We start from the raw sequence: 14205 nt of genomic DNA, 5'->3' as shown, positions 1-14205 counted from the left end.
GCAGATGATCGGAGCCTTCGAACAGGCGCTTCTCGCGCTCATGATCTTCGTCATCATGCTGGGGATGGGCGCCTCGCTCACGCCCCGCGACTTCTGGCTGGCGCTGAAGCGGCCCTATGGCCTCGCCATCGGGGTGATCTCGCAATACGGCATCATGCCGTTCCTCGGTTTCCTGCTGATCACGTTCCTGCCCCTGCCCCAGGCCATCGCGGTGGGCGTGCTCATCATGGCCTGCATGCCCGGGGGCACGACCTCGAACATCTTCACCTACTTCTCCAAGGGCAACCTCGCGCTCTCGGTCCTGATGACCGTGACCTCGACGGTGACGGGCGTGATCCTCATTCCCATCATCCTGCTGATCTACGCCACGGCGCTGCAGCTCGAGATCCCGCGCGAGAACATCATCATCACGCTGATCCTGCTGCTGGTTCCGGTCGCCATCGGCATGGGGCTCAGGAAGCTCAACGCCAATATCGGCGCGGTGACCGAGTTCATGGGCTCGGCGCTGGCGCTGTTCTTCATCGCCTTCATCGCGATCTCCTGGGTGCCGCGGAACTGGCAGTTCCTGATGACGACGACGCCCGCGACCTATGTCGCCGCCATCGGGCTCGGCCTGTTCGGCATCGCCATCGGCTACGGGTTCGCCCGCGCGCTGCGCCTGCATCCGCGCAATGCCCGAACCGTGGCGCTCGAGACCGGCATCCAGAACGGCCCGCTCGCCATCGCCATCATCGCCTTCACCTTCGCGGGCGACGAAGCGCAAAGCTACATGGCGGTGCCAGCGCTCTACTCGCTGTTCATCGTGATCGTCTCGACCCTCGTCACGCTCGTCTTCCGCAGGGCCAATACGGCCGCCGAGCAGAAGCTGCCCGACAGTCTTCTCTGACGGCGCGATCTTCATCTTTCTTCAAGTGCGCACGTGCGGAACGCACGCCGCCCCTGGGGGCTCGATGCCCCCGGGGGCGGCGCCCGCCTGCATCCGCCGGCCCCGCACCGCCTTGCCACTGGCCCCGGACCCTGCGCCCATGCTATCCCTGCGCAAAGACAATCGCTCCGTCCAAGGGGCCATGGGCACGTGCAGCACCTGAAACCCCGCTCGAAACACGGCACCGTCATGGCCGTGTCGATGATGAAGGACGAGGCGCCCTACCTCCTCGAATGGGTCGCCCACCACCTCGCCGTCGGCTTCACCGACCTGCTCGTCTACACCAACGATTGCAGCGACGGCACGGTCGAGATGCTGCAGCGGCTGGAGGAGCTCGGCCTCGCGCATCACCGCCCGAACGTGATCCCCGAGGGGCAGAAACCGCAGCCCTCCGCCCTCAACCATGCCCAGAAGGAACCGCTCGTCGCCACCTCGGACTGGCTCCTCGTCTTCGACGCCGACGAGTTCCTGTGCATCAACCACCCATCCGGCACGCTGGAGGGGATGCTCGACGACACGGTGGCGCGCGGCGCGAACGGTGTCGTCATCACCTGGCGCATCTTCGGCTCGGGCGGGATCGTCGAGTGGTCCCGCGCGCCCGTCACCGAACAGTATACCCGCGCCGCGCCGCCGCTGTGGAACAAGGGGTGGGGGGTCAAGACGCTGTTCCGCTACGATCCCGACCACTGGAAGCTCGGCATCCATCGCCCCTCCATCAAGAATAAATGGCTCGAGACCGACTTCCCCGACAGCGTGAAGTGGCTGAACGGCTCGGGCCAGCCGATGGAGGACTACTTCAAGTTCCGTGGCTGGCGCTCGATCCGGCGGACGCTCGGCTACGACTGGGCGCAGATGAACCACTACGCGGTGAAATCGGTCGACGCCTATGCCGTGCGGAAGTTCCGCGGCAATGTGAACAACAAGGCCAACAAGTACAACGCCGAGTACTGGTCGTTGCAGGACCGCAACGAGGTCGAGGACCGCGCCATCCTGCGCCATGCCGAGGCGCGCGCCGCGATCATGGCCGGGCTCCTGACCGATCCGGTCCTCTCTGAGCTGCACCAGAAGGCCCTCGACCGGGTTGAGGCGCGGCTCGCCGAATTCAAGACGACGCCGGACTACGCCGCGCTCCGCGAGAGCCTTGTGGAGGCATCGAAGGTCCCGATCACGAAGGTCGAGGCGAAACCGCCCCAGGCCCGTGATCCCGCCAAGATCGCCGCGCTCATGAGCCGGGTGGAGAAGCAGGCCAACGAGCGCCCGAAGGACGAGCGTCAGGCCCCCGCGGTGGCGGGCTGGGCCACCGAGGACGGCGATCCCTACCTGCCGGGCGAGATCGACCTCTCCTGCGACATCGCGGTGGACTGGGTCGAGAACCACGGCATCGCCCTGCCCGCAGACGCGCGCCTCTTCGCGCCCGAAGCGCTGAACGCGGTCCTGACCGGCCGGTTCGAACGGCGCCACGCCCGCAACATCGCAGGCTACCTTTCGGGCCTGTCGCGGATGCTCGAGATCGGCACGGGCGTCGCCTTCCTGCCGATGCGCGCGCTCACCGCCTGTGGCGGCCTGAAGGTGATGGCCCATGACGAACGGGCCGTTCTGATCGCCACGGCGCGCGGGATCGCCGAGCGGGCGGGCATCCACGACAGCGCGCGGCTGAAGCTGACCGACGGCCCCTTGCACCTTCCGGGCGACAGGGGCGTGTCGGCGGGGGGGCTTGGGGCGCTCCTTGGCGATTTCCGGCCCGACGTGCTGCGCCTTGCGCGGGCATCGGACGCGCCGCCCGAGACCCTTGCCGCCCAGGATCTGTCCGGGCTGTCGCGTGTCCTGCTGCCCTTTGCTTCGGACCGGCACGCCGCCCGGCTGCGCGAGGCCTATGGTCCCGTCCTGCAGGCGGCCGGTTTCGCCGAGGAGCAAGAGCGCGCGGGCAGCGGCACCCTGCAGTTCGACAGGTCCGCCCCCTGACAAGCGCCCTTGGCCCCGCGCGGAGGCATCGCTAACCTGCCGCGAAAGACGCATGGAGGGGCGGGTGAGCGAAACCGATCGCAGCACGGGCGAGAAGCCGGGCCACGGCGTCGTCGTGCGTGCGCCCAATGGCGACGTGATCCGCTACGACCCGTCGGGCCTCGTGATGCGGCTCTCCGACCGGGTGATCGAGGACATCGCGCTGCGCCTCGGCACCGTGCCGGCCGCGGCGGGTCCGGCCCCGGCAGCGCCGCCTGTCGATGACGCGGCCCTCGACGGGGTCGATGCCTGGGACATCCGGGCAGAAGGCGACTGGCTGCGCTTTTCCGCCCGCATGCCGGGTCGCCAGGGCGCGCGCGGCTTCTGCCGCCACCGCGACGGCGGCACGATCCTGGGGGACGGGCCGGCGCCGGTCCTGGGGCTCCTCGCGCTCGGCGGGCCTTCGGCGGCGCTCGCCACGCCCGGCGCACCGGTCTACCCGCATCATGTCGTCGCCCCCGCCGACGACATCGGGGCCGTCGGGATGGCCGGGATCGAGGCCGCGCCCGAGACCGACCGGCTGGAGGCCCTGCGCGAGTGCACCCACGAGGCGCTCGTGGCCGAAACGCTTCTCGACTGGCGGATGGAGGCCTTCGCCCCCCTGCCCCTCTTCGTGACCCGCGCCGAGACCGAGGCCGCCCCAACCGCGGCCGACCTGTCCGCAGGTCGCGCGATCGAAAACCTGCGCATCGCGGCAAGAAATCTCAGGGCCGCCGCGACGCTGATGGGCCGCCGCGCCAAGATCGCGGCCGTCTGTCTCGACTACGCGCTCGAAGACCTGTCGGACAGCGCGACCGCCTACCGTGACGGGATGCTGGCCTGCATGAAGGCCGTCGAACGCGCTCTGGCTGCTGAGGGTTTCGACAATCCGCTGTTCGTCCGCCGCTTCGAGAACGGCCTGCCGGGCAATGCCCCGAAGGCCGCGCTGGACGGCCAGTGGGAGCTGTCGTGGAACCATGGCGAGCACCGCCTTGTGCATTCCGCGCCGGGCTACATGTTCGCGCTGGATGGCTACGACCGGCCGACCGACGGGGCGCGTCGCCAGATGGCCGAGATGACCGCCGCCGCCATCGCCGCAAGCGCGGCGAAGGACGGCACTTGGCGCTGCCCCGTCCTTCATCTCGCCGAGCGGGAACCGGGCAAGGGCGACACGATCCGCGTGATCGCGCAGGCCGAAGGCGATCTCGTCCTCGACCCCGCCGATCCGCTTGGGGCCGGTCCCGCCTTCGGCTTCCGTCTCAGCGGCGATGAAACCGGCGCCGCGATCACCGGGGTCATGATCGCCCCCGACGACCCCAGGGCGATCCTCGTGCAGTGCGACCGGCCACCCGGGGGCAAGGCCCTCCACCTCGCCTACGCCGTCACGCGGGAGGACGACGGCGACCGCGCCACCGGCGCGCTCCGGGACGACTGGGCGCTGCAAAGCGCCACGGGCGTCATGCTCCGCCGCTGGGCCCTGCCCGCGCACCTGCCGGTGACCGGAGGGCGTCTTGGCCGGTGACGCGACACCGGTGCCGGAAGCTCCCATCGAGCTGTCCGAGCCGGTTCCGGCCGCCGCGCTCTGCACGGCGCCAGCCGCGACGCTCGGCGCCGATCTGGCCGGGTCCGGGGCGCTCTGGTGGCATGGCGCAGACCTCGGACAGTCCACGCCCCTCTCCTGGCCCACGCACGATGGGTCCCTTCCGGCGATCCCGACCGACCCGAATGCCGGAAACGGCGCCCGCCTGCGCACGGAGGCAGGCGCGGGCCTGCAATGCCGGGCCGGAACCCATTGCGGCTTCGTCGCGCCCGACGCGGCACCCGAGGCCAGCACGGCCACGCTCGCCGTCCGCTGGGCCACGCCGCACGGCGAGGAGGCGCGCACGCTCCTGACGCTGAACACCGGCGGCGCGGCGCGGAAGGCGGAGGGCGAGAACTATCTCTTCCTGTCGGAGACGGAGGGGATCCTGAGCGCCAAGGACGACGCGGGCCTCGTGGCCGCCGAACTGCCCTGTACCGGCGAGGGGCCACACCTCGCGGTGGCGAGCCTCGCAGCGGATACCCTCGCGCTCTTTCTCGACGGCGAGGAGACACGCGCCAGCGCCGGCGCGCCGGTCCTGCAAGGGACGGCGAGCCTCTTCATCGCGGCGCGCAACCAGCGTCCGAAACTGTTCAAGACCCTGGGCTCGGCCCTCATTCTCGATGTCTGGCTCTGGCCGGGCCGCGCACTCCTTCTTGAGGATGATCCCGGCATCCTCAACGCGCTGCGCCGCTACCATCTCTGGGCGGAGGCCTGAGCGGATGGCCCCCGGCAAGTTGGACGACAGCCATATCTGTCTCATCTGGGTCGACGACCTCATCGACGTCTACACCTGGCGCGATGCCTTCGGTCTGCGCATCGAGACCCCGAACCTCGACCGCTTCATGGCGCGGGCGACGCGCTTCACCAATGCCTATGCCACGGTCCCCTTATGCGCCCCCTGCCGGGCGGAACTGGCCACGGGGATCTCGCCCTTCCGCTCGGGTCTCGTCGACCTCAACCGTTTCTGGCGCGACGTGCACCGGCCCGAGAAGGCCTGGCAATACGACCTGCGCCGGGCGGGGTTCTACACCTTCACCACCGGCAAGGTGGATTCGAACTACCAGCCGATGCCGGAGGAGTACCGCCGCATCCTCTTCCACGAGGAGCCCGAGGCCGACGACCGCGGCCGCCGCCGGGGCGTGCACGCCTATCTCGACCGCGGCCCCGGCATCAAGGGCGTGAACCACCCCGATGACGACGGATCCCAGGACGACCGGTTCTACGACTGGTGGGTAGCGCAGAACGCCATCGACTTCCTCGGCCGGGCGGACCCCTCGCGCAGGACGCTGATCCAGCTCGGCTTCAAGCATCCGCACTACAACCTGATCTGCCCCGACCGGTTCTACGCGCAGTACGATCCCGCCCGGATCCGCTGGCCCGACATCGCCCACGCCGACGATTACCACGGCCCGCAACCCGGTTTCGCCGTCTACGAGGCCGCCTACATCGCCAACGGCCAGTGGACGCCCGAGAAGGCCGGGGACGAGGCCTGGCGACAGGTCGTCCGGGCCTATTTCGCCGCCTGCTCCCATGTGGATCACGAGATCGGGCGCTTCCTCGACGCGCTCGACGCCTCGCCCTTCGGCGCGAAAACGAGCGTCGTCTTCCTCTCGGACAACGGCTTCAACCTCGGCAACCACGACAGTTTCCACAAGATGAGCCAGTGGGACAGCGCCGCCCACGTACCGCTCGCCATCCGCCTCGCCGGCCAGACGAAGGGGCGCGAGATCGACCTTCCCGTCTCGCTCCACAACCTGCCCAAGACGGTGATGCAGCTGGCCGGCCTGCCGCCGCGCCCCGACTGGACCTCGGGCCAGTCGCTCCTGCCGCTGATCGATCCGGAGTTCGGAGACTATGACGAGACGCAGTCGCCCGTGACCAGCGTCTTCGGCACGCTCTCCGTCCGGCCATCGACGGCCGGGCTCAGCCACCTGCGCTACTTCCGCTACCCCAACGGCGAAGAGCACGTCTACGACATCGAGAACGACCCCGGCGAGACCGAGAACCTCGTCGACACGGCGCCGATGGAGACGCTGCGCGACGAACTCGTGCGCGGCGCTCTCGCGCTCGGCCTCGACCTGCGCGGCCACGAGAACCCGGCCGACGGCGTCAACGCGATGATGGCCGTGGACGGAACCGTGATGCTTGAGGGCGGGCGCGCCGACAACCACTACTGGGCATACGGGCGCGACGCCGAGAAAATCCGCGAGGAGAAGGACGGCGGCACGGACACGCTCTGGTACATGGCGGGACCCGACGACTACGTGCTGCACTGCCCCGCCAACGTCGAGAAGATCCGCATCGCCACCGTCGTCTCCCGCTCCGAGGCCGACGGCCAGACCGGCAAGCGCATCCGCATCGTCGCCCACCCAGACAGCCCGATCGAGTTCGAAACGTCGGAGCGCGTGGAGATCGACCTGACGGGATCGGATGGCGACGACGTGATGATCGGACCCAAGCACGGAAGCGCGACCTTCTACGGCGGTGCCGGCAACGACCTGATGATCGCGAGGGCCAAGCAGGGCAACCGCCGCCACGCCTTCTACGGCGAGGCCGGCAACGACACGCTGCACGGCGGGCCCGGGCGCGACACGCTCGACGGCGGCACCGGCGATGACGTGATCTACGGCAATGCCGGGCGCAACGACATCCGCGGCGGGCACGGCAACGACGTGATCCATGACGGCGAAGGCGCCTCGACCATCGATCCGGGCCCCGGGCGGAACACGGTGACGCTCGGACCCGGCGATCACGAGGTGACGACCGGCGCGGGCATCACGCGGATCACGGCCGAGGAAGGCGCCAAGACCTTCCGCATTGGCTGGGGCGGCGTCACGGTGCTGACCGGCTGGACGCCCGAACAGGTCTACGACCTCTCAGCATGGCCCGCCCCGCCCCGGATCTCGCGGCCTGCGCCCGGAACGGTCCGCCTCCGCGCGGGCCTCGCCATCGTCGATATCTCGGATGTTCCCGAGGACCACGACATCGGCCCGCAACTGCGAACGAAGGGCACCTGACCCCTCCTTCATCCTGGCCGGAAAACTCCCGCCGGAGGCAGCAGCGCCGCGGAGGGGCCTTCAGGTCCCGAGGCGGCGCTTGCCCGGGCGACGGCGAAGCCGGCGCAATCCCCACCCGCAAATCTGCAACAGAGGCCATCCCCTTCCCCGAAAGCCTTTGCCAAGCCGGGGCAAATACACGAGACTCCGCCCCGGAACCGGCAACCAGACAAGAACCGCCGGCCGAGCAGGAAACCCGAGCAAAGCGGACCCGTCATGGAGCTCTCCCGCCGTCCTGTCGCCTCCCTGTGGATCGGAGAGCGGCTGCATTACCTCAACCAGATCTGCCTGGCCTCGCACCTGCGCCACGGCCATCCGGTGACGCTCTACTGCACCCATGACGTGCGCAACGCACCCGAGGGTGTCGAGGTTCGTCCCGCCTCCGAGATCTGGGACATCGACATGACGCTGGTCGAGGGCACCTCGCCCGCCTTCGTGGCCAATGTCTGGCGCTGCCGCATGATAAAACAGACCGGCGCGATCTGGGTCGATTGCGATGCCTTCTGCCACGCGCCCTTTCCCGACGATTGGGACTACATCTTCGGCGAGCATGGCTTTCGCGGGGCGCTGAACAACGGGGTTCTGGGCATGCCGTCCGACAGCGCGCTGCTCGACGCGCTGCTCGACTACTACGACAACCTGCCGGACTACCCCGCCTGGTGGAACCCGCGCCAGAAGAAGAAGATGGACCGCCAGAAAGCGGACGAGCCACTCGCCGCACGCATCTACAAGACCGAGCGCACCGCCTTCGGGCCACAGGCGCTGACCCATTACGCCAAGGAGACCGGCGTTTTCGACCTGAGAAAACCGCACGAGGTGCTCTATCCGGTGCCGTTCCAGCTCAACGACATCTTCTACGACCCCCATGGGCGCGTCGAAGGCTGGTTCACCGAGGCCACCGTGTCGGTCCACCTCTACACCAACGGCACGAAGCCCTGGTGGCGCAACAACGCGCCGCTCGAGAATTCATACGCCTGGCGCATGGCACGCGAGGTCGGCATCCGTCCCGAGGACGCGCTCGAGACGTGAGCCTGCAGATGCCCCCGTCCACGATAACCCCCGACCCCCGCGAAGGCGGGCCCCTCGCCTTCGACCCCGAGGGCGCGACCGGCTGGGCCCCGGGCTTTGTCGAGGACATCACGCTCGTGCCCTGGGGCGCGCAGGATCCCGGCGGGGCGCGGCGGGCGGCGGGTCTCTTCGACGGATCGGGCGCCTTTCTTCCCGAAGGGCATTGCCATCGCTACCTCGGCGGGCCGATCACCGTCGCGCCCGACGAGCCCTGGCCGGACCCCGTGGAACGGCTCGAGGGGAACTGGCTTTTCGGCGGGCTCTTCTACGGCCATTTCGGCCACTTCCTGTGCGAGACGACAAGCCGGCTCTGGGCGACCGAGAAGCTCGGAGATCTCGACGGCATCTTGTTCTTCCCCAAGCAAAGGCTGACGCACGAGCGGCGCCAATACCGCCACCAGTTGGGCTTCTTCGAGAAACTCGGACTGTCGCACCTCGAGATCCGCGCGCCGCAGCATCCCGTCACGGTCGAACGCCTCGCCCTCCCCCCGCCCGCCTTCGGCATCGGCGAGATGATCGCAGGCCGCCCCGAATACCGCGACTTCATGCGCGGCCGCCTCGGCGCCGAGATCGCCCCGGACGGCCCCGCCGATCTCTACGTCTCGCGCACGCGGCTGCCGTCGAAACGCGGGTCGGTCCTTCTGGAAAGCAGGATCGAGGAACTGATGGAAGCCGCGGGCTACACCGTCTTTCACCCGCAGGAGCATGACCTCGCGACCCAGATCGCGCGCTGGAAGGCCGCGCGCCGCATCGTCTCGCTCGACGGCTCGGCGCTGCACCTGGCGGCCATGCTGGTGCCCGACGGGGCGCATGTCGCCATCCTCAACCGCGGTCCCTCCCACAATATCGAGGACTACCTCCTCCAGTTCCGCCATTTCGCCGGAATCGACGCCCTCCGGATCGATGCCGTCAGCGGCTTCTTCCACCGCGCCGGCCGGCGCGTGGTGAAGCGGGAAACGCATGCGATGCTGGACTTCCCCCTGATCGGCGCGGCACTGGCCGAGGCGGGTTTCCTTCCCGACATGACCGGTTGGACCGCTCCGTCCGACGCGGACCTCGCGCTGGCGGCGGCGGAGGTCGAGGACCGGATCGGCCAGCCGCTGGCCCGCTACGAGATCTGAGGACCCCATGGCCAAGGACTTCGCCTGCGCCCTGACCCATGTCCGCCACGAGGACTTCTTCCTCGAGAAGTGGATCGCCCATTACGGCGCCATCGTCGGGCGCGAGAACCTCTTCGTGGTGATCGACGGCGACGACTGGGAGCCGTCCACCGATCTCACTGGAATCGCCACGGAGGTCATCCACGACGCGCCGCGCCGCCGCATCAAGAACGACCGTTTCATGGCAAAGGAGATGTCGGCCCGCGCCAACAAGCTGCGCAAGCGCTACGATCATGTCATCCGCGGCGACGTGGACGAATACGTGACGATCGATCCCGACAGCGGGCTCGACTGGCCGGGAGCGCTTCAGGAACTGACCGAGGAGGGCTACATCTTCGCCCTCGGCGTGGACGTGGTGCAGCACGCGGGAGAGACCGGGCCGATCGACCGGGCCGCGCCGATTCTCGGCCAGCGACGCCACGGGTTCATCGCCGACCGCTACACCAAGCCCTTCGTGATCTCGCGCTGGAACAACTGGGCCGGGGGCGCGCACCGTCTCCTCAACCGCCCGGTGGTCATGTCGCGGCATTTCACGCTTTTTCACATGGCGCTGGCAGACAAGGGCATCGCCGAGGAACGGCTGGCCGCGCGCGGCGGCACCGCCCAGCATTCGAGCTTCGTGGAGCACCAGACCGAGCGGCTGGATACCATCGCCGACGAAGGCCTTGAGCAGACGCTCGACTTCGCCCAGGCCAGCGCCGTCGCCCACCGCGATTTCCCCGTCGAGCCGGATGGCAGCCCGGCCAAGCGGCCACGCCCCTCGGGCCATCCCGCGGCACGCGACCAGGGCCTGCCGGTCGAGATCCCCGATCGCTTTTTCGGACTGGTCTGAGGCGGGCGCGGAGCAATGGGCGCACCGACCTTCACCGTTGCCACGATCGCGCGCGAGCCGATGCCCGTCATGCGGCGGTTCGTGGAATGGCATCTCGCCTGCGGTGCGGCGCGGATCGTGCTCTTCTTCGACAATCCCGACGACCCGGCGGTCCGGGTGTTCTCGGGCGAGCCCCGGCTGGATATCCGGCCCTGCACCGCCTCCTTCTGGATCGGCCTGCGCATGAGCCCGACGGCCCGCTTCACGCGCCGACAACGCGCGGCGATGTCGCTGGCCTATTCCGATGCCGCGACGGACTGGGTCCTCGTGCTCGACGCCGACGAGCGGATGTGGATCCGCGATCGCTCCATACCGGACCTGCTGGGCGAGCTGCCCGACGATGCGCTCAGCCTGCGGGTCAGGTCGGCCGAGACGGTGGCGCTGCCGAAAGGCGGCGAGGCCCTGCGCCTTCCCATCGATCGCGGCGAGGTCGACCGTGTGTACGGACCCGACGCCGACCTCTTCCGCATGCGTTTCGGACTGGTCGGCCATCCCGAGGGGAAATCCTTTCACCGCGCGGGCCTTTCGGAGATCCGGCTGAGGCTCCACTGGGCCGAGGACAGGGCGGGCGATCCCCTGCCCGGCCCGGTGCTCGGGCCCGCCGACCGCGCCCACCTCGTGCATGACGTGGCCCCGGGCTATGACCGGTGGCGCGCGAAGCTCGACTGGCGCGCCGGTGCCCATGGGTTCGCCGGCCCCCTGAAGGCGCGGATCGCGGACATCGCGGCCTCGGCTGACCCCGAGGAAGGGTACCGAGCGCTCTACGCGCGGCTGCACTGGCTGACGGAAGAGGACGAGACGGCGCTCGAGACTGCGGGCGGTCTCTTGCGGGAGATGCCCCGGATCGGGTTGAATTGAGGCCATGACCGAGCGCTTCACAGCTCTGACGATGATGCGCGACGAGGCGCCGTCGCTGCTCGAATGGGTCGCTTTCCAGCAGGTGATCGGCTTCGACCGGATCTTCGTCTACACCAATGATTGCCGGGACGGCACCGATGCGATGCTCGACCGGCTGACGCAGATCGGGGCGCCGGTGACCCGACGCGACAACCCCGTGCCGCCCGACGGCAAGCCGCAGCCGCTCGCACTCCGGGCCGCTCAGAAGGACCTTTCGATCCTCGATACCGACTGGCTGATCGTGCTCGACGCCGACGAGTTCCTGTCGATCAAGGTGGGAGACGGGCGCCTGCCGGACCTCGTCGCCGCGGTGCCGGCGGGGACGGAGGGGATCGTGATCACATGGCGGATCATGGGGTCGAACGGGCTGACCGACTGGAACCCGGGCCTCGTGATCGAGAGCTACACGCGCGGCGCGCCGGACGACTTCCGCAAGGGATGGGGCGTCAAGACGCTGTTCCGGCCCTTCGCGGACATGAAACTCGGGATCCATCGCCCCACCGTGAAGGGCGCTGGCCGCGAGCCGGAACGCATGGAACGGCTCGCCGAGATGGCCTGGGTCAACGGCTCGGGGCGGCCGATGACGCGCCAGTTCATGGAAGGCATGTGGCGCTCGTCGGCGGCGACGCTGGGTTATGATCTCGTCGAGCTCGCCCACTTCGCGGTCAAGAGCCGGGAGGCGTTCCTGCTGCGGCAGCTGCGCGGCAACGTGAACGCCAAGCCCGACAAGTACGACGCCACCTATTTCGGCGTCTTCGACCGCAACGAGACCGAGCGCGCCGCGCTCCTGTCCCATGTTCCGGCGGTCCGCGAGAAGATGGAGGAATACCTGCGCGACCCCGTGCTGTCGGGGCTCCTGTCCGAGGGGCTGGCATGGCACGCGGTTCAGATCGAACGGCTGCGGGCCGAGCGCGAACATCCCCGGCGCATGAACCGCCTCGATCACATGGCGGGCGTGCCCTACGAGGGGCTCGACAATCTCCTGTTCACGCAGCCGCTCGGGCCGAGAGGGCGCGCGATCGTCGACAAGATGCTCCGCGACGGGATGCCCCCCGATGCCATCGCGAAGCATGTCGCGGCCTCGGTCGCCAAGCTGGAGGCGGAGCGCGACGCGCGCGACCGGGCGGAACTCGAAGCACGGGACACGGGTTCCCGAACCTGAGACCCGAAATGGAAAACGACGGCCCTTGCGGACCGCCGTTTCGCTGCAGAGATGCCAGGTGCTGTCAGGCGGTCTTGCGCGATGCCTTCCGGCGCACCAGCGCGATGGCACCGAGCCCGCCCACCAGCAAGAGCCCCGTCGCCGGGAGCGGAACCGGCGCCACGCTCAGCGCGGTCACGGTGGCCGTTCCCATGACCGGACCGTTCAGAATCGCGCCCTGCCCGTAGGCGAAGTTGTTGAATGCGACCGAGAAGGACGACCCGTCCCCCATTGTCACCACGGTCGGCGACGTCTGGTCCCAGGTCAGGCTGCCGCCGGTGAACACGCCGGAGACCGCCATGAACTGCCCGCCACCGGTATCGGTGACGGAGGTCGCAACGGGCTGCGTGAACGCCAGCGTCGCACTGAGGCGGTAGCTGCCGTTCAGGTCGCCGTTGAACGCGAACCTGATGAAGTCGAACGTGCGCGACGCGCCTTCCGCGAGCGAGAAATTCGAAGACCCGCCGAAGCCCGGCGCGATGCCGACGTCAAAGCACGTTGCCAGTATCGAGCAGAAGCTGCCCGATACACTGAGGACATTTGCGCTGGAGCCGGACCCATCGAGTGAGAAATCCATCACGGTCGAAGCGGATGCAGGGGCCCCCAGCCCCAACGCCGCCGCAAGCGCGATTCCTGCCAATTTCCTGAACATTATCGTATTCCCGATATCAAATGCTTTTGGCGAAAAAGCTTCCCGGCGTGAGATGCGAAAATGCCTGGACGGGAAGCGCCATATTTATGTCACACGAATGCCAAATCGGCGCCGCCGTGTCCATGACGGACATTGGCGGCACCACGGCCCGAGAACGCGAAGCGTCCCGTCACGGGACCATGCGGGAAATTTTCTGATTACTTATCAGAGATATATGAACGGCCTCACCGTTTGTTGCCAAGGAAGCAAAACGGTGTTTCGACGCGCCGCCAATTGTGGCGAAAATGGGGGTCTTCAGTTGCTCTTGCCCCGGATCGGCATGGGAAGGGGCGCAATCGGCACGCCTTCCTCGATCAGGGCGCGGGCCTCTTCGGGGGTGGCTTCGCCATGGATCGCACCCTCGTCCCGTTCGCCGAGATGCATCGCACGCGCTTCGGCGGCGAACCGGCGTCCCACGTAGGTGGACGTCTTCTCGACATGGTCGCGCAGCGCCTTCAGCATCTGTTCGGCCGGATGCGCCGGGCCGCTCAGCGGCCGGTTCTGCGCCGCGGCCTGATCGACCGCGACCCGTTTGCCCTCCGGAGCGTCCACCGAGGCGACGCGCGGCGCCATCATGGCCTTGGTCACGTCGTTGCCGCCACAGACAGGGCACGACACGAGGCCCCGTTCAGCGAGGCCGTCATATGCCGATGCCGACTGGAACCAGCTTTCGAAGCGGTGGTCGGCGGCGCATCTGAGAGCGTAGCGGATCATGCGTTCATTCGGTTGCCGACAAACTAGATATGCGAGCCACCGGCCGCTTCAAGCGCCGCA

12 protein-coding genes are annotated in these 14205 nt (G+C 68.5%); 10 read left to right on the top strand and 2 right to left on the bottom strand.

Annotated features, from left to right (window positions below):
* Positions 1–4 precede the first annotated feature (4 nt).
* The 10 genes from N8I71_RS12710 (at position 5) to N8I71_RS12665 (ending at position 12701) form a co-directional block, all read left to right on the top strand.
* Positions 5–886 carry a bile acid:sodium symporter family protein gene (locus N8I71_RS12710; RefSeq protein WP_262878365.1) on the top strand — a complete coding sequence of 294 codons (882 nt, stop codon included), beginning with the start codon at positions 5–7 and terminating at the stop codon, positions 884–886.
* Positions 887–1075: 189 nt separating this feature from the next.
* Positions 1076–2887 carry a glycosyltransferase family 2 protein gene (locus N8I71_RS12705; RefSeq protein WP_262878364.1) on the top strand — a complete coding sequence of 604 codons (1812 nt, stop codon included), beginning with the start codon at positions 1076–1078 and terminating at the stop codon, positions 2885–2887.
* 64 nt (positions 2888–2951) lie between these two features.
* Complete coding sequence (locus N8I71_RS12700) at positions 2952–4427, top strand: hypothetical protein (RefSeq protein ID WP_262878363.1); 1476 nt, start codon at positions 2952–2954, stop codon at positions 4425–4427.
* Complete coding sequence (locus N8I71_RS12695) at positions 4417–5202, top strand: hypothetical protein (RefSeq protein WP_262878362.1); 786 nt, start codon at positions 4417–4419, stop codon at positions 5200–5202. Before N8I71_RS12700 ends, N8I71_RS12695 begins: the two co-directional genes overlap by 11 nt.
* A gap of 4 nt (positions 5203–5206) precedes the next feature.
* Positions 5207–7504, top strand: coding sequence for a sulfatase-like hydrolase/transferase (locus tag N8I71_RS12690; protein WP_262878361.1), 2298 nt, complete (start codon positions 5207–5209; stop codon positions 7502–7504).
* A gap of 255 nt (positions 7505–7759) precedes the next feature.
* Positions 7760–8572 (top strand): hypothetical protein, encoded by an 813-nt coding sequence (locus tag N8I71_RS12685; protein ID WP_262878360.1) that lies wholly within the window; start codon positions 7760–7762, stop codon positions 8570–8572.
* Entirely contained in the window at positions 8569–9732 is a 1164-nt protein-coding gene (locus N8I71_RS12680) for a glycosyltransferase family 61 protein (RefSeq protein WP_262878359.1), read from the top strand. The genes N8I71_RS12685 and N8I71_RS12680 overlap by 4 nt, the downstream gene beginning before the upstream one ends.
* A 7-nt stretch (positions 9733–9739) precedes the next feature.
* A complete protein-coding gene (locus N8I71_RS12675; RefSeq protein WP_262878358.1) occupies positions 9740–10603 on the top strand; it encodes a glycosyltransferase family 2 protein in 864 nt (287 codons plus the stop codon).
* Between the two features lie 15 nt (positions 10604–10618).
* Positions 10619–11500 carry a glycosyltransferase family 2 protein gene (locus N8I71_RS12670; RefSeq protein WP_262878357.1) on the top strand — a complete coding sequence of 294 codons (882 nt, stop codon included), beginning with the start codon at positions 10619–10621 and terminating at the stop codon, positions 11498–11500.
* Positions 11501–11504: 4 nt separating this feature from the next.
* Entirely contained in the window at positions 11505–12701 is a 1197-nt protein-coding gene (locus tag N8I71_RS12665) for a glycosyltransferase family 2 protein (RefSeq protein ID WP_262878356.1), read from the top strand.
* 64 nt (positions 12702–12765) lie between these two features.
* Here N8I71_RS12665 and N8I71_RS12660 read toward each other — a convergent pair whose 3' ends face one another.
* Entirely contained in the window at positions 12766–13317 is a 552-nt protein-coding gene (locus tag N8I71_RS12660; RefSeq protein ID WP_262878355.1) for a VPLPA-CTERM sorting domain-containing protein, read from the bottom strand.
* A 369-nt stretch (positions 13318–13686) separates the two neighbouring features.
* On the bottom strand, positions 13687–14145 hold the full coding sequence (locus N8I71_RS12655; protein ID WP_262878354.1) for a DUF1178 family protein: 459 nt from the start codon (positions 14143–14145) through the stop codon (positions 13687–13689).
* Positions 14146–14205 lie beyond the last annotated feature (60 nt).

The sequence above is a fragment of the Roseicyclus sediminis genome, assembly GCF_025515305.1.
Taxonomy (GTDB): domain Bacteria; phylum Pseudomonadota; class Alphaproteobacteria; order Rhodobacterales; family Rhodobacteraceae; genus Roseibacterium; species Roseibacterium sediminis.
The sequence above is the reverse complement of the archived record's forward strand: the minus strand, read 5'-3'. Positions and strand labels throughout refer to the sequence as shown.